The organism is Streptomyces sp. NPDC048606 (genome assembly GCF_040650855.1).
Classification (GTDB): Bacteria; Actinomycetota; Actinomycetes; order Streptomycetales; family Streptomycetaceae; genus Streptomyces.
In genome coordinates, this window is sequence record NZ_JBEZIB010000019.1 from 145469 (window position 1) to 160976 (window position 15508).

The 15508-nt window shown below is 70.7% G+C and carries 13 protein-coding genes, 5 tRNA genes and 2 pseudogenes; 6 read left to right on the forward strand and 14 right to left on the reverse strand.

Annotated features, from left to right (window positions below):
• Positions 1 to 54 precede the first annotated feature (54 nt).
• A pseudogene (gene cofC, locus AB0D01_RS21655) lies at positions 55 to 702 on the forward strand (2-phospho-L-lactate guanylyltransferase); the annotation flags it as partial.
• Positions 703 to 1023: 321 nt separating this feature from the next.
• Here the strand turns inward: cofC and AB0D01_RS21660 are convergent.
• From AB0D01_RS21660 to leuC, 4 genes are all read right to left on the reverse strand, one after another.
• Positions 1024 to 1719 (reverse strand): HU family DNA-binding protein, encoded by a 696-nt coding sequence (locus AB0D01_RS21660; RefSeq protein WP_363057584.1) that lies wholly within the window; start codon positions 1717 to 1719, stop codon positions 1024 to 1026.
• Between the two features lie 144 nt (positions 1720 to 1863).
• Positions 1864 to 2091: a hypothetical protein gene (locus tag AB0D01_RS21665; protein WP_008739877.1), complete on the reverse strand. Its 228-nt coding sequence runs from the start codon at positions 2089 to 2091 to the stop codon at positions 1864 to 1866.
• Positions 2092 to 2228: 137 nt separating this feature from the next.
• Complete coding sequence (gene leuD / locus AB0D01_RS21670) at positions 2229 to 2822, reverse strand: 3-isopropylmalate dehydratase small subunit (RefSeq protein WP_363057586.1); 594 nt, start codon at positions 2820 to 2822, stop codon at positions 2229 to 2231.
• 6 nt (positions 2823 to 2828) lie between these two features.
• Positions 2829 to 4253, reverse strand: a complete 1425-nt coding sequence (gene leuC, locus AB0D01_RS21675; RefSeq protein ID WP_363057588.1) for a 3-isopropylmalate dehydratase large subunit — start codon at positions 4251 to 4253, stop codon at positions 2829 to 2831.
• Between the two features lie 185 nt (positions 4254 to 4438).
• On the opposite strand from leuC, the gene ndgR reads away from it, so the two are divergent.
• On the forward strand, positions 4439 to 5155 hold the full coding sequence (ndgR, locus tag AB0D01_RS21680; RefSeq protein ID WP_007266782.1) for an IclR family transcriptional regulator NdgR: 717 nt from the start codon (positions 4439 to 4441) through the stop codon (positions 5153 to 5155).
• A 191-nt stretch (positions 5156 to 5346) separates the two neighbouring features.
• Here ndgR and AB0D01_RS21685 read toward each other — a convergent pair.
• The 10 genes from AB0D01_RS21685 to AB0D01_RS21730 form a co-directional block, all read right to left on the reverse strand.
• Positions 5347 to 5419: transfer RNA gene (locus tag AB0D01_RS21685), tRNA-Glu, on the reverse strand.
• Positions 5420 to 5440: 21 nt separating this feature from the next.
• Positions 5441 to 5512 (reverse strand) — tRNA-Gln (locus AB0D01_RS21690).
• 24 nt (positions 5513 to 5536) lie between these two features.
• Positions 5537 to 5609, reverse strand: a tRNA-Glu gene (locus tag AB0D01_RS21695).
• A 61-nt stretch (positions 5610 to 5670) separates the two neighbouring features.
• Positions 5671 to 5743 (reverse strand) — tRNA-Glu (locus tag AB0D01_RS21700).
• Positions 5744 to 5770: 27 nt separating this feature from the next.
• Positions 5771 to 5842 (reverse strand) — tRNA-Gln (locus AB0D01_RS21705).
• 85 nt (positions 5843 to 5927) lie between these two features.
• Positions 5928 to 6656: an HAD family hydrolase gene (locus AB0D01_RS21710; protein ID WP_363057590.1), complete on the reverse strand. Its 729-nt coding sequence runs from the start codon at positions 6654 to 6656 to the stop codon at positions 5928 to 5930.
• A 10-nt stretch (positions 6657 to 6666) separates the two neighbouring features.
• Positions 6667 to 7338 carry a DUF4241 domain-containing protein gene (locus AB0D01_RS21715; protein ID WP_363057592.1) on the reverse strand — a complete coding sequence of 224 codons (672 nt, stop codon included), beginning with the start codon at positions 7336 to 7338 and terminating at the stop codon, positions 6667 to 6669.
• 123 nt (positions 7339 to 7461) lie between these two features.
• Positions 7462 to 8937 (reverse strand): glutamate--tRNA ligase, encoded by a 1476-nt coding sequence (gltX, locus tag AB0D01_RS21720; protein ID WP_363057594.1) that lies wholly within the window; start codon positions 8935 to 8937, stop codon positions 7462 to 7464.
• On the reverse strand, positions 8930 to 9736 hold the full coding sequence (locus tag AB0D01_RS21725) for a fumarylacetoacetate hydrolase family protein (RefSeq protein WP_363057596.1): 807 nt from the start codon (positions 9734 to 9736) through the stop codon (positions 8930 to 8932). The genes gltX and AB0D01_RS21725 overlap by 8 nt, the downstream gene beginning before the upstream one ends.
• A 98-nt stretch (positions 9737 to 9834) precedes the next feature.
• Entirely contained in the window at positions 9835 to 10023 is a 189-nt protein-coding gene (locus tag AB0D01_RS21730; protein ID WP_363057598.1) for a hypothetical protein, read from the reverse strand.
• Between the two features lie 583 nt (positions 10024 to 10606).
• Between AB0D01_RS21730 and AB0D01_RS21735 the strand changes: the two genes are divergently transcribed.
• The 4 genes and pseudogenes from AB0D01_RS21735 to AB0D01_RS21750 form a co-directional block, all read left to right on the forward strand.
• Positions 10607 to 14386 (forward strand): nitrate- and nitrite sensing domain-containing protein, encoded by a 3780-nt coding sequence (locus AB0D01_RS21735; RefSeq protein ID WP_363057600.1) that lies wholly within the window; start codon positions 10607 to 10609, stop codon positions 14384 to 14386.
• 9 nt (positions 14387 to 14395) lie between these two features.
• Positions 14396 to 14809 (forward strand): roadblock/LC7 domain-containing protein, encoded by a 414-nt coding sequence (locus AB0D01_RS21740; protein ID WP_008739864.1) that lies wholly within the window; start codon positions 14396 to 14398, stop codon positions 14807 to 14809.
• Between the two features lie 147 nt (positions 14810 to 14956).
• Positions 14957 to 15349: a DUF742 domain-containing protein gene (locus AB0D01_RS21745; protein ID WP_267012008.1), complete on the forward strand. Its 393-nt coding sequence runs from the start codon at positions 14957 to 14959 to the stop codon at positions 15347 to 15349.
• Positions 15330 to 15508 (forward strand): annotated as a pseudogene (locus tag AB0D01_RS21750) (ATP-binding protein); the annotation flags it as partial. The gene AB0D01_RS21745 and the pseudogene AB0D01_RS21750, both read left to right, overlap by 20 nt.

Sequence of the window (15508 nt, forward strand, 5' to 3'; positions counted from 1 at the left end):
GGCGACAATGGGCCGACTGATGACCGGGCCATGACCTGTCGTTGGTCCGGGCGGGTGCGCGAGCGCACCGGAGGGAAGGGGTCCGTCACGAACGCCGTCTGGAGTCTGGTGGTCCCCCTGAAGCCGCTGGGCGTGGCCAAGAGCCGGCTGGCGGCGGCGGTGGGCGCCTCCCGTCCCGCCCTGGCCCTGGCGTTCGCCCAGGACACCGTCGCAGGGGCTCTGGCCTGCGCTTCGGTCGCGGATGTGGTGGTCGTCACGGACGACGCGGCGGCCGGGGCGGAGCTGTCGAGGCTCGGGGCGCGGGTCCTCGCCGACACCCCGGGCGCCGGGTTGAACGCCGCGCTGGAGCACGGTGCGCGGGCGGTGCGGGCGGGGCGGCCCCGCGCGGCGGTGGCCGCGCTGAACGCGGACCTGCCCGCGCTGCGTCCGTCGGAATTGCTACGCGTGCTCGAAAACGCCTCGACATTTCCTCGGGCATTTCTGGCGGATGCGGCCGGAATCGGGACGACCCTGCTTTCCGCGGGCCCGGGTACGGAATTGGATCCCTCGTTCGGAGGCCCCTCCCGCGCCCGCCATTCGGCCTCGGGAGCGGTGGAAATCGCCCTGTCGGACGTGGAGAGCGTACGCCGGGACGTGGACACCGGAGCGGACCTGCGCAGGGCGCTGTCCCTCGGGGTGGGGCGGCACACCGCCCGATACAGTGCGCGTATGCAGGCGACCGCGTACACGTACGACTCCCAGACCCGCAGCGGCAGTGTGCTGCTCGACGACGGCACCCCGGTGCCCTTCGAGGCGGCGGCCTTCGACGCGGGCGGTCTGCGCCTGCTGCGCCCGGGGCAGCGGGTGCGCGTCGAGACGGACGGCGAGGGCGCGGCCCTGCGCATCACCCTGGTGACCCTGCAGACCTTCTGATCCCCCGACGGGCGGGCGCCGACAGGGGCTCTGACCTGCGAAGAACGCACCGCGGGCCGGCTTCCCCACGGGGGAAGCCGGCCCGGCGTGTGTGACTCGTGCCCCTGGTGGTTACTTCTTGCGGGCGGTGGTCTTCTTCGCGGTGGCCTTGCGCGTCGCCGTCTTCTTGGCGGGCGCCTTCGTCGCGGTGGCCTTCTTGGCCGCCGGGGCGGTCTTCTTCGCGGTGGCGGTGGTCTTCTTGGCCGCCGTGGCGGCCTTCTTGGCCGGGGCCGCCTTCTTGGCCGTCGTCGCGGCCTTCTTCGCGACGGTGGTCTTCGCGGCCGTCTTCTTGACGGTCGTCGTGGCGGCCTTGCGCGCCGTGGTCTTCTTCGCGGTGGCCGCGGCCTTCTTGGCCACGGCGGTCTTCGCGGCGGCCTTCTTGGCCGTGGTGGCCTTCTTCGCGGCGGCCTTCTTGACGGTGGCGGAAGCCCCGCCGGTCAGGCTGCCCTTGGGGGCCTTCTTGACGGCGACCTCGTCACCCTTGGGGAGCTTCTTGGTGCCGCTGACCAGGTCCTTGAAGCCCTGACCCGCGCGGAAGCGGGGGACGGAGGTCTTCTTGACCCGGACGCGCTCACCCGTCTGCGGGTTGCGGGCGTACCGTGCCGGCCGGTCGACCTTCTCGAACGAGCCGAAGCCGGTGACCGAGACCCGGTCGCCCGCGACGACCGCGCGGACCATGGCGTCCAGTACCGCGTCGACAGCGTCCGCGGCCTGCTGACGGCCGCCGAGCTTGTCGGCAATCGCTTCTACGAGCTGCGCCTTGTTCACGTCTTCCCCTTCGGAGACATCGCCAGAACGAATGTGTTCAAGCTTATTTCGCACGTTAGGCGGATATATACCGCAAATCAAACACGAAACGGGCTAATCACCCTAGTGCCGCAACGATGTAGGCCGTTACGGAGTTCCTTCGCATCAGTCGCCTTCAGGGAATCGACCCTCGTCGAGGTCCTTCATCAACCTGTCCAGGCGCCTTGCCGCGTCGGCGAGATCATGCTTCGCCGCGGCGGTGACGACCAACAGCTTCCGGGACAGCGCCATCCTTACGCCCTCCGGGACTTGCAGTGTGCGCACCCTTGTGTGTGCTTCTTTCAACCGGTCCGCGACGAGTTCGTAGAGCTCGAGTTGACTGTCGCGTTCCATGCACAGATTGTGCCATCTGGGGCGAGTTGTCGCCTCACGGGGCCTCAACATACGGCTGTGCCCCCCGCCGGAAGGCGGGGGGCACAGTCTTGCCGATGTGATCACCCGAAGGCGAATAAGCGCTGATCAGGCCGGAATCAAGCCCGAATCGTTCGCGGCTTGAAGGCCGGGCGGGTGCTTTCGTAGGCGTCGATGTCGGCTTCGTTCTGAAGGGTGAGCGAGATGTCGTCCAGCCCCTCCAGCAGACGCCACCGGGCGTTGTCGTCGAGTTCGAACTCCGCCTCGACACCTTCCGCTCGGACCTTCCGGTCGACCAGGTCGACGGTGATCTCGGCGGTCGGGTCGGCCTCGGTCAGTTCCCACAGCCGATCGACGGTCTCCTGGGGCAGGACGACGGTCAGCAGGCCGTTCTTCAGCGAGTTGCCGCGGAAGATGTCGGCGAAGCGGGCGGAGATGACCGTCTTGAACCCGAAGTTCTGAAGGGCCCATACGGCGTGTTCGCGCGAGGAACCCGTACCGAAGTCGGGGCCCGCGACCAGGACGGTCGCCCCGGCGCGCTCCGGGCGGTTCGTGACGAAGTCCGGGTCCTTGCGCCAGGCCTCGAACAGGCCGTCCTCGAACCCGTCGCGGGTGATCTTCTTCAGCCAGTGGGCCGGGATGATCTGGTCGGTGTCGACGTTGCTGCGGCGCAGCGGGACGGCCCGGCCGGTGTGGGTGGTGAAGGCTTCCATGGGTGATCAGACTCCGGCGGTCGCGTGGGCGTCGGACAGGTCGGCGGGCGAGGCCAGGTGGCCCAGGACCGCGGTGGCGGCGGCCACCTGCGGCGAGACCAGGTGGGTGCGCCCGCCCTTGCCCTGGCGGCCCTCGAAGTTGCGGTTGGAGGTGGACGCGGAGCGCTCACCGGGGGCCAACTGGTCCGGGTTCATGCCCAGGCACATCGAGCAGCCCGCGTGCCGCCATTCGGCGCCGGCCTCCTTGAAGACCTTGTCCAGGCCCTCCTCCACGGCCTGGAGCGCGACGCGGACCGAGCCGGGGACCACCAGCATCCGTACGCCGTCGGCGACTTTGCGGCCCTCGATGATCCCGGCGACGGCGCGCAGGTCCTCGATGCGGCCGTTGGTGCAGGAACCTACGAAGACCGTGTCCACCCTGATCTCGCGCAGCGGCTGCCCGGCGGTCAACCCCATGTACTCCAGGGCCTTTTCGGCGGCCAGGCGCTCCGAAGCGTCCTCGTACGAAGCGGGGTCGGGGACGTTCGCCGACAGGGGCGCGCCCTGGCCCGGGTTGGTGCCCCAGGTGACGAACGGGGACAGCTCGGAGCCGTCGATGACGACCTCGGCGTCGAAGACCGCGTCGTCGTCGGTGCGCAGCGTCTTCCAGTACGCGACCGCCGCGTCCCAGTCCTCGCCCTCGGGGGCGTGGTCGCGGCCCTGGAGGTAGTCGAAGGTGGTCCGGTCGGGGGCGATCATGCCCGCGCGGGCGCCGGCCTCGATCGACATGTTGCAGATGGTCATGCGGGCTTCCATCGAGAGCTTCTCGACGGCCTCGCCGCGGTACTCCAGGATGTAGCCCTGACCGCCGCCGGTACCGATCCGGGCGATGATCGCCAGGATCAGGTCCTTGGCGGTGACGCCCTCGGCCAGCTCTCCGGTGACGGTGATGGCCATCGTCTTCGGGCGGGCCAGCGGCAGCGTCTGGGTGGCCAGCACGTGCTCGACCTGGCTGGTGCCGATGCCGAACGCCAGCGCGCCGAAGGCGCCGTGCGTGGAGGTGTGCGAGTCGCCGCAGACCACGGTGGTGCCCGGCTGGGTCAGCCCCAGCTGGGGGCCCACGACGTGGACGACACCCTGCTCGACGTCGCCCAGGGAGTGCAGGCGGACACCGAACTCGGCGCAGTTCTTGCGCAGCGTCTCCAGCTGGGCCCGGGAGACCGGGTCCGCGATCGGCTTGTCGATGTCGAGGGTGGGGGTGTTGTGGTCCTCGGTCGCGATGGTGAGGTCCAGCCGCCGGACCTTGCGGCCGGCCTGCCGCAGCCCGTCGAAGGCCTGCGGGCTGGTCACCTCGTGCAGCAGGTGGAGATCAATGAAGAGGAGATCGGGCTCGCCCTCGGCGCGCCGGACGACATGGTCGTCCCAGACCTTCTCCGCGAGTGTCCTACCCATCGCTTTCCCTCCGGCCGGCCCGTGGGACCGGCGCTTCCTAGAGATCTGTTGCGCCTGATCGCCCGCTACCCCACCTGCGAAACGACGGCTCGGACCCATTGGTTCGTGGACCCGCACATACAGACTCGCTCGTTCTTGGAAAATTTGAACTTGCGTTTCACAGTGTGAGACGTGAATATCGTTTCATGGACAACTCTAGCGGCGTCGGCGTTCTCGACAAGGCAGCTCTGGTATTGAGCGCACTGGAGTCCGGTCCGGCCACCCTCGCCGGGCTGGTCGCGGCGACAGGGCTCGCACGACCCACGGCACATCGCCTTGCCGTGGCACTGGAACACCACCGGATGGTGGCGAGGGACATGCAGGGCCGGTTCATCCTCGGCCCGCGGTTGGCAGAGCTTGCCGCCGCGGCCGGCGAGGACCGCCTGCTGGCAACGGCCGGACCGGTGCTCACGCACCTCCGTGACGTGACCGGCGAGAGTGCGCAGCTCTACCGGCGTCAGGGCGACATGCGCATCTGCGTGGCGGCCGCCGAGCGGCTGTCGGGCCTGCGGGACACCGTCCCCGTGGGCTCCACGCTCCCGATGAAGGCGGGTTCGGCGGCGCAGATCCTGATGGCCTGGGAGGAGCCCGAGCGGCTCCACCGCGGTCTGCAGGGCGCGCGCTTCACGGCCACGGCCCTGTCCGGCGTACGACGCCGCGGCTGGGCCCAGTCGATCGGCGAGCGGGAGCCCGGCGTGGCATCCGTCTCCGCGCCCGTACGCGGCCCCTCGAACCGTGTCGTGGCCTCCGTGTCGGTCTCCGGGCCGATCGAGCGCCTGACGCGCCACCCGGGGCGCATGCACGCCCAGGCCGTCATCGACGCGGCCGCCCGACTGACGGAGGCGCTGCGCCGCTCCGGCTGAGCCGCGCCCCAGGTCTTCGATCCCCACCCACCCCCGGGCCCGGGGGCGCGTACGACGCCGCACACGTCCGAACTCGCGCCGCCGGGCCCGTACTTGTCTCCACCGCCCGCCTCCGTGCCCGGACGGTCGACCGCGCCCGGACACACGGAAGAGGCCCTCCGCGATGATCGCGGAGGGCCTCTCCTGTTACGTACCCCCGACCGGATTCGAACCGGCGCTACCGCCTTGAGAGGGCGGCGTGCTAGGCCGCTACACAACGGGGGCTAGCTTTACTGCGGTACTGCGCTGGGCTACCAGGACTCGAACCTAGAATAAGGGAACCAGAAACCCTCGTGTTGCCAATTACACTATAGCCCAAAGGTCTAGACCTGCTAGACACAGTACCCCCGACCGGATTCGAACCGGCGCTACCGCCTTGAGAGGGCGGCGTGCTAGGCCGCTACACAACGGGGGCCCTAGCGATCCTGCATCAAGACGTCCGGGTGCGACCCTGGAGATCTCGCGGGAAGGATCTGTACCCCCGACCGGATTCGAACCGGCGCTACCGCCTTGAGAGGGCGGCGTGCTAGGCCGCTACACAACGGGGGCAAAGCACTGCGTTACTGCTGCACTGCGCTGGGCTACCAGGACTCGAACCTAGAATAAGGGAACCAGAAACCCTCGTGTTGCCAATTACACTATAGCCCACCGAACTTCAACCCCCTGGGGGGCTTTCGTTTGGTTAGCGCCTCCGTTTCGGCCTTTCGGCCCGCTCGGCGGCGCAGAAAGAACATTACCGGATGCCTGACCGTGCTCCAAAACGGGTATCGGCGGCCAGCAGCTCCGGCAGTCCGTCAAGGCCCGTGAGGCGGTGTACCCCGGTCGGGGCGGGGCCGCGCCGGCCGTCCCGGTCCAGCCAGACGGCCGTCAGGCCCGCGTCCCGGGCCCCGCGCGCGTCGATCTCCGGCTGGTCGCCCACGTAGGCCACCTCGTGCGGCGGCAGGCCCAGCGCCTCGCACGCGGCCAGGAAGGCGCCGGCTTCCGGTTTGCTCACCCCGAGCTCCGCGGCGCACACCAGCACCTCGAAGCGTTCGCGCACGCCGAGGCGGCGCAGCTTGGGGTCCTGGTTGGCGACGGAGGAGTTGGAGAGCACCCCGTGGCGGTAGAGCCCGGCGAGGGCGTCGAGGGCCGGCAGGACGTCCGGGAAGAGGGTCCAGGCGGCCTCGTAGTGGGCGACGTAGCGGGTGAACCAGGCGTCGACGTCCGGGTCCGCCATGTCGGGGAGCGCGAGGAACTCCCGTACGCGGTCGCGGCGTTGACCGGGGAAGGTGACCTCGCCGGCGGAGAAGCGCTCCCAGTGGCGCTCGGTGAGCCGGCGCCACAGGGCGAGGGCCTCGTCGGGGGAGCCGTAGCGCTCCGCGAGGCCCTCGTCGACGAGGTGGCGGGCGAGTCCGGCCGTGTCGGCACCCGTGTAGTCGAAGAGGGTGTCGTCGATGTCCCACAGCACGGCGCGGATCGGCATGGGGCCGAGCCTACGCCGCGCCGTCCTCCTCGGTGGGCACGACGAAGAAGTCCGTCACGAAGCAGGTGACGGCGCCGGCGCGGTCGCGGCCGACCCAGGTCGGGTAGGAGCCGTCGCCCCAGCCGGAGGAGAAGGCGGCGAGGTTGTGTCCTTGCTCACCCGCGACGAGGTAGGGGCCGGGGCCGTGGTCGTTCTCCTCGAAGGCGTCCCACAGGGGGCCCTCGTCGCCCTCGCACAGCGGGAAGGACTCGTCGGCGGTCACGTCGTAGAAGCAGCCCGCGCCCGCGTCGACGCCGTAGCCGTAGTACTCGTCCTCCCCGAGGGCCGCCGCGTCCTGGCCGGCCAGGAGCGCCTGCTCCCAGCTCACCGTCTCCGTGTCGGAGATCACCAGACGGGCCGCGGCCGTGCGCAGGTGCGGGGTGTCGGAGGCCGGTTCGCCCGGGGTGACCAGGGTGGCTATGGCCGTCTCGACGCGGTAGCGGCCCGGGGCCACCCGGGCGGTGAAGGGTTCGGCCTCGCCCGACCCGAGGCCGATGAAGGGGTCGCAGGCGGTGACCTGGCCGCTGGGGAGCCACAGCTCGCCGGCGACGGCCACGTGGAGCGTGCCGCGCTGGCCGCTCTCGTAGGTGAAGGAGTGCCCCGGGGTGAAGTAGCGGGCGTAGTCGGGGGCGGTCATGGGCATGCGGGGGCCTTCCACGGGCAGGGGGGACGGTTGATCGACAGCACGCACCCTAGGGGGTCGGGCCGACAACGCCGAAGGGGCGGCCGCCGGGTCGGCGGCCGCCCCTTCGGGGGATGCGGGTCGTCAGGCGGAGAGCTTCGCCAGGGCCGCGTCGATGCGCTCCAGCGAGCGCTCCTTGCCCAGGATCTCCAGGGACTCGAACAGCGGCAGACCCACCGTGCGGCCGGTGACGGCGACACGGACGGGGGCCTGGGCCTTGCCGAGCTTGAGGCCGTGGGCCTCGCCGGCGGTCAGGACGGCCTGCTTGAGGGACTCGGGGTCCGACCAGTCGGCGGCGTCGAGCTTCTCGCGGGCGGTGGTCAGCAGGGCCGCGGGCTCGCCCTTCATGGCCTTGTCCCAGGACGCCTGGTCCTCGACGGGGCTCTTGAGGAAGAGGAAGTCGACGTTCGCGGTGATGTCCGACAGGACGGTCACGCGGGTCTGGGCGTGCGGGGCGATCCGGTCCCAGGCGTCGGCGTCGAAGTCCTCGGGCGCCCAGTTGGCGTGCGGGGCGCGCAGCCAGGGGGCGCAGGCGTCCGCGAAGGCCTTGGGGTCGAGGCGTCGGATGTGGTCGGCGTTGATCGCCTCGCACTTCTTCAGGTCGAAGCGGGCCGGGTTGGCGTTGACGTCCGGGATGTCGAACTTCGCCACCATCTCCTCGATCGAGAAGATGTCCTGGTCCTTGGAGAAGGACCAGCCGAGGAGCGAGAGGTAGTTCAGCAGGCCCTCGGGCAGGAAGCCGCGCTCGCGGTAGAGGTTGAGCGAGGACTCGGGGTCGCGCTTGGAGAGCTTCTTGTTGCCCTCGCCCATCACGTACGGCAGGTGGCCGAACTCGGGGATGCCCTTGGCCACGCCCAGCTCGATGAGCGCCTTGTACAGGGCGATCTGGCGCGGGGTGGAGGACAGCAGGTCCTCGCCGCGCAGCACGTGCGTGATCTCCATCAGCGCGTCGTCGACCGGGTTGACGAGCGTGTAGAGGGGGGCGCCGTTGGCCCGCAGGATGCCGAAGTCCGGCACGTTCTCCGGGGTGAAGGTCAGCTCGCCGCGGACGAGGTCGGTGAAGGTGATGGCCTCGTCGGGCATCCGGAAGCGGACGATGGAGGGGCGACCCTCCTCCTCGTACGCGGCCTTCTGCGCGTCGGTGAGGTCGCGGCACTGGCCGTCGTAGCCGGAGGGCCTGCCGGCCGCGCGGGCGGCCTCGCGGCGCTGGTCGAGCTCCTCGGTGGTGCAGTAGCAGTGGTAGGCGTAGCCGCCGTCCTGGAGCTTCTTCGCGACGTCCGCGTAGACGTCCATGCGCTGGGACTGGCGGTACGGGGCGTGGGGGCCGCCGACCTCGGGGCCCTCGTCCCAGGTGAAGCCGAGCCAGCGCAGCGAGTCGAGCAGCTGGCCGTAGGACTCCTCGGAGTCGCGGGCCGCGTCGGTGTCCTCGATGCGGAAGACGAACGTGCCGCCGTGGTGGCGCGCGAACGCCCAGTTGAAGAGGGCGGTGCGGACCAGGCCCACGTGGGGGTTGCCGGTCGGGGAGGGACAGAAACGTACGCGGACAGGTCCGTTAACCACGCTTGATCACCTTGTTGGTGAGAGTGCCGATGCCTTCGATGGTGACGGCGACCTCGTCGCCGACGTTGAGGGGGCCGACTCCGGCCGGGGTCCCCGTGAGGATGACGTCGCCCGGGAGGAGGGTCATCGCCTCGCTGATGTGCACGACCAGGTCCTCGATGGAGCGGATCATCTCGCCGGTGCGGCCGAGCTGGCGCTGTTCGCCGTTGACGGTGCACTGGACGGTCAGGTCGCTCGGGTCGAGGTCGGTCTCGATCCAGGGGCCGAGGGGGCAGGAGCTGTCGAAGCCCTTGGCCCGCGCCCACTGCTTCTCGCGCCGCTGGATGTCGCGCGCGGTGACGTCGTTGGCGCAGGTGTAGCCGAGGATGACGTCCTTGACGCGCTCCTTCGGGACCTCGCGGCACATCCGCCCGATGACCACGGCGAGCTCCGCCTCGTGGTGCAGTTCCTGGGAGAAGGACGGGTACGCGATGGGGTCGCCGGGGCCCACCACCGAGGTGGAGGGCTTGAAGAAGACGAGGGGCGGCTCGGGGCGGCCCTGCTCGTCGACGATCTCGTGCCCGAGCTCCGCCGCGTGCTCCGTGTAGTTGCGGCCGACGGCCACGACCTTGTTCGGGAGCACGGGCGGGAGCAGGCGGACCTTGCTCAGCGGGACCTTCGTGCCGGAGAGCTCGAAGTCCGCGAAGGGGATGCCCTTGATGATGTCGAGCACGAGCGTCGACTCGTCACCGGGGGCGCTGCTGCCCTCGACCGCGCCGAACGCGACGTTGCCGTCGATCGAGAACCTGGCGATGCGCACGTGTTGCGTCTGCCCCTCTTGTGTTGCCGCTGCTGGAGTCTGCGGACTCCAGGCTAACGCGGCGGGCGGCGACGCCTCGCGCTCCGCGGCGCGCGGACCTACTGCGCGGCGGCGGCGACCGGCGCGTCCATGAGGACGGTGCGGCGCGGGTTCGCGGTCTGGGCCGGCAGGTCGACGGAGTGCTCCGGGGTGGCCGGCGCCGCCTGCAGTTCCTCGGCGTCCTTCAGGTGCGCGAGGGTGGTGCGACGGGGGTTGGCTATGTTGCGGAACATCATCGTCGTCTTCATCGGAGTTTCGGGCCCTCGGCTCGGTCGGTGGATGGGGCTGTCGGGTGCGCGTCGCGTGCGGCGGGCGCCCAACCCTTCAAAGGGCAAGGCTAAACATCTGAATCCCTGACCGAACCGGGAAGTAATGGCCACGACCGTGTGAGTTTGCTCACCACTCAGCCGGCATTCCGGACATAACAGGCAGTCAATTCCGCCCGACCAAACGGACATTGCGCCACTGAATGCGCCATTCCGCTCCTGATCATCTCGACTGGGACACCTTGCCAGACGCAAGCTTTGATTGACGTAAGTCCGATTCATCCCGATAGTGCTTCCACGTCCCGTGACGTCCCCGTCACGGGACGTGACCGGCTCGCCGGGGCGACACGCGCACCTTGTTGGAGATCCCCCACTGTGCTGGAATTCGCGGGACCGCCGCGGGTATCAGCCGGCGCGCAGCGGGCGCCAGAAGGCGCCGAGCGCGGTGGCAAGAGAGGGAGACGCGCCGGTCACCGACGACCACCATGGGGCCGTCAGTGCCCCACGACTCGACACCGTTTCGCCGGTCAACGGCGGAACGCCTGGTCCAGAGGTTGCGACGCTAGTGCAGGGACGATTCAAGAGGGATGGCAAGGGGTCTCCCCAGGCCCGCCAGGGACGTGGGGATGCCGCGGCGGAGCAGGACCCGCGCGGCGGGACCGACCGTGGTCCCTCGGCCCAGCACGCCCAGAACCGCGGGCCGGCCATCGAGGGAACCGGACCCCAGTCCGCTCCCCCGGTGAAGGGCAAGGGCCGCGGGAAGTCCGGCAAGGCCGCGAAGCCGGGTCGGGCCAAGGGCAAGACCGAGCCGATCGAGACCGACGAGGCACAGGCGATACCGAAGGCCCCCAGTGGGCCCGGTTCCCGTCTCGCCATGCAGAACTGGCGCATCAGCACGCGACTCGTGTCGCTGCTGACCCTGCCGGTCGTCGCCGCCACCACGCTCGGTGGCTTCCGTATCAACGACTCGATGAACGACATCGCGCAGCTGGAGCACATGCAGCTGCTGACGACGATGACCCGGCAGGCCACCAACCTGGCCGCCATGCTCCAGGAGGAGCGGGACAAGTCGGCCGGTCCGATGTCGATCGCCAAGGACGGCAAGACCAACAGCCTCGTCCAGGGTGTCCGCGACCAGACCGACGCCGCCGCCAACGCCTTCACCGCCGCGACCGACAAGGTCGACAACGCGGAGGACAAGGACGAGACGCTCAAGTCGATCCGCAACAACATCCTGCAGATCGGCCGTCAGCTCACCGGCATCGAGGACATCCGCAAGAAGGCGTACCAGAACGGCGCCCAGCAGACCGTCACCGAGTACAACGCCCTCATCGTCTCGCTGCTCTCCCTCTCGCAGGACATGGCCCAGGCCACCTCCAGCCCCGAGATGATCAAGCGCACCCGTGCCCTGGCGGCGTTCTCCTCCGCCAAGGAGTACGCCTCCATCCAGCGCGCGATCATCGCCGCCTCGCTCCCCGAGAGCGGCGACAAGCCGGGCAAGCTGGAGGAGAACGACCGCCTCTACGCCCTCTCCGCGCTCCGCGGCGAGAGCCAGGCGAAGAAGACCTTCGAACTCGTCTACCAGGGCAAGCCCGAGGAGCTCCTCGCGGCGCTCGGCGACGGCAACACGGAGATCGGCAGCGCCGACCACTACGCCCGTCGCGTGCTGAGCACCCAGGGACAGTTCGCCAAGGAGAAGAACCGGTCCTGGATGGACTGGTACGACGCCGACGACACCAAGCTCCAGGCGATGAAGGTCATCGAGCTGACCCTGCTCGAGGACATGGAGCAGAAGGCCCGCGAGCTCAAGAACGAGTCGCAGCAGGACGCCATCATCAACGGTGCCCTGATCCTCCTCGTCCTCGGCGTGTCCCTCGTCGGCGCCTTCGTCATGGCCCGGTCCATGATCCGCTCGCTGCGCCGCCTGCAGGACACCGCGACGCGCGTCGCCCAGGACCGTCTGCCCGAGCTCGTCAAGCAGCTCTCGGAGTCGGACCCGCAGGACGTCGACACCTCCGTGGAGTCCGTCGGTCTGCACACCCGCGACGAGATCGGCCAGGTGGCCGCGGCCTTCGACGACGTGCACCGCGAGGCCGTCCGCCTCGCCGCCGAGCAGGCCCTCCTGCGGGGCAACGTCAACGCGATGTTCACCAACCTCTCGCGCCGCTCCCAGGGCCTCATCCAGCGTCAGCTCTCGCTCATCTCCGAACTGGAGTCGCGCGAGGCCGACCCGGACCAGCTGTCCTCCCTCTTCAAGCTCGACCACCTCGCCACCCGAATGCGCCGTAACGGCGAAAACCTCCTCGTCCTCGCGGGCGAGGAGCCGGGTCGCCGGTGGACCCGCCCCGTCCCGCTCGTCGACGTGCTCCGCGCCGCGGCGTCCGAGGTGGAGCAGTACGAGCGCATCGAACTCGCGTCGGTGCCCGGCACCGACGTCGCCGGCCGCGTCGTCAACGACCTCGTGCACCTCCTCGCCGAGCTGCTGGAGAACGCCACCTCGTTCTCCTCCCCGCAGACCAAGGTCAAGGTCACCGGTCACGCGCTGCCCGACGGCCGCGTGCTCGTCGAGATCCACGACACCGGCATCGGCCTCTCCCCCGAGGACCTCGCCGCGATCAACGAGCGACTCGCGTCGCCGCCGACCGTGGACGTCTCCGTCTCCCGCCGCATGGGTCTGTTCGTGGTCGGCCGCCTGTCCCTGCGACACGGCATCCGCATCCAGCTGCGCCCCTCCGACTCGGGCGGTACGACCGCCCTCGTCATGCTGCCGGTGGACGTCGCCCAGGGCGGCAAGAAGCCGGGTCCGATGCCGGGCCAGGGCGGTCAGGGCGGCCCCGCGGCCGGCCAGGCCGGTCCCGGCGGCCAGGTGGGTCAGGGCGGTCCCGGTGCGGGCGCGCGTCCCCCCGTGGGCGCCGGTCAGCAGCGCGGCCAGGTCTCCGGCGGCGGGCGTCCGGCCCTGCCGGGCCAGGGCGGTCCCGGTGCGCCGGGCGGTCCCGGCGCACCCGGTGGGCAGCAGCGTCCGCAGGGCGGCCCCGGTGCCGCGGCGGGTCAGGGCGGCTTCGGCTCCGGTGCCCCGCTTCCGGCGCGCGGCCAGCAGCAGTCGCAGCAGCAGTCGGGCGGCCTCCTCGGCGGTGGCCCGCAGGCCCGGCCGACGGCCGCGCCGGGCGCGTCCGGCCCCGGCGGATTCCCGCAGGGCAACGGCTTCGAGCGTCCGCAGCAGCCGGGGCAGGGCGGGCAGGGCCAGCAGGCCGGTCCCGGCGGGCAGTCCCCGCAGGGTGGTCCGCAGCAGCCGGTCAAGCGTCGCCGGCCGCAGCTTCCGGCGCGCGGTGGCGCCCCGCTGGCGGAGCTCCCGGGTACGGGCGCCTCCCCCGCCGGGCTGCCGCAGGGCACCAGCTGGGGCTCCGGCCAGGGCCAGGACGTCCCGCGCGGGCACGACGAGCTGTCGGGCCCCGGGTCCACGGCGGAGTTCGCCCGCCCGGACTTCAACGGCCCGCCCCCGCAGAACACCGGCGGCCACCCCGCCAACAGCACGACCGGGCAGTTCGAGCGCCCGCAGCAGCCGCAGCAGCCGCAGGCCCCGCAGAACCCGTCGACCACCGGGCAGTTCGAGCGCCCGCAGCCGGCCGGTCCGCTGGACCCCGCCCAGACCGGCCAGTTCGCCCGTCCGGGCGGGCCCGGTGTGGGCGCGGGCTACGGTCAACAGCAGCCCCCGCAGGCGCAGCAGCCCCCGCAGGCTTCGTACGCCCCGGCCCCGCGGGCCGAGGCTCCGCGACTGCCGCAGGCGCACCAGCCGGAGGCCCTGCCGCCGGCGCCGGACCGTCAGTCCGGTGGCGAGCTGCGCAGCCCGATCTTCGACACGCTGGAGTCGAACTGGTACCCGCAGCAGGGCGAGCAGCCCGCCGCGCAGGCGCCGTCCGTGCCCCAGCAGCCGCAGGCCCCGGCTCCGCAGCAGCCCACCGGTCCCCAGCCCGCGCTGCCGCAGCGCGGCCAGGAGCGTCCGGCCGAGCCCGCCACGGCGGTCACCGGCAGCACGCCGACGGTCAGCTGGCGCTCGTCGCCGAACGACGAGCTGATGCGCCAGGCCGAACGGGTGCGTCAGCCCGCCGCCGGCGGGATCACCACCTCGGGGCTGCCGCGCCGGGTACCGCGGGCGAACCTCGTGGCCGGCACCGCGCAGCAGCAGTCCGAAGCGCAGGCCGGTCCGCAGGTCTCGCGCGCCCCGGACGACGTCCGCGGTCGTCTCACCAACCTCCGACGCGGTATCCAGCAGGGCCGTCAGGCCGGCACCACCGGCCCCGCGACCGGCAGTTACCACATCGACCCCACTTACCAGCAGGAGCGATAGTTGAGTTCGATGAGCCAGGCGGCACAGAACCTGAACTGGTTGATCACCAACTTCGTGGACAACACCCCCGGGGTGTCCCACACCGTGGTGGTCTCCGCCGACGGACTCCTTCTGGCGATGTCCGAAGGATTCCCCCGTGACCGCGCCGACCAGCTGGCGGCCGTGGCCTCCGGCCTGACCTCGTTGACCGCCGGGGCCTCCCGGATCTTCGAGGGCGGCGCCGTCAACCAGACCGTCGTGGAGATGGACCGGGGATTCCTCTTCCTCATGTCCGTCTCCGACGGTTCCTCGCTGGCCGTCCTGGCGCACCCCGAGTGCGACATCGGCCTCGTGGGCTACGAGATGGCCCTCCTCGTGGACCGCGCCGGCAGCGTCCTGACCCCGGACCTGCGCGCGGAGCTTCAGGGAAGCCTGCTCATCTGACACCCACCCCCCGGCCGGACGGTACTTCCGGCCGGGGGTCCGGGACCGCACTCCCGGATTCCAGTACCCCCGACAGGCCGTCATGTCCCCCCACCGGCCGCCCCGTCAGACGGCACGCTGACCACTGCTGTCCAGCCCGGAGGATCAATGACCCCGCCCCCCGCCTATCCCGATGCGTACGGAGACTCGTACTCGGAAGGCGATCAGCCGCTGGTGCGTCCGTACGCGATGACCGGCGGCCGCACCCGGCCGCGCTACCAGCTCGCCATAGAGGCCCTGGTCAGCACCACGGCCGATCCGATGCACCTGTCCAACCTCCTGCCCGAGCACCAGCGCATCTGCACGCTGTGCCGTGAGGTGAAGTCGGTCGCGGAGGTCTCCGCACTGTTGTCGATGCCGCTCGGTGTCGCCCGGATCCTCGTGGCCGACCTGGCCGAGGCCGGAATGGTGGCCATCCACCAGCCGGGCAATGGAGAGGCCGGCGGAACGCCGGACGTAACGCTGCTCGAGAGGGTTCTCAGTGGACTTCGCAAGCTCTGACGCCGGAGCGGCTCCCCGCTCCACCACCTCCGCGAAGATCGTGGTGGCGGGCGGCTTCGGTGTCGGCAAGACCACGTTCGTCGGCGCGGTCTCCGAGATCAACCCGCTGCGCACCGAAGCCGTCATGACCAGCGCCTCCGCGGGGATCGACGACCTCAC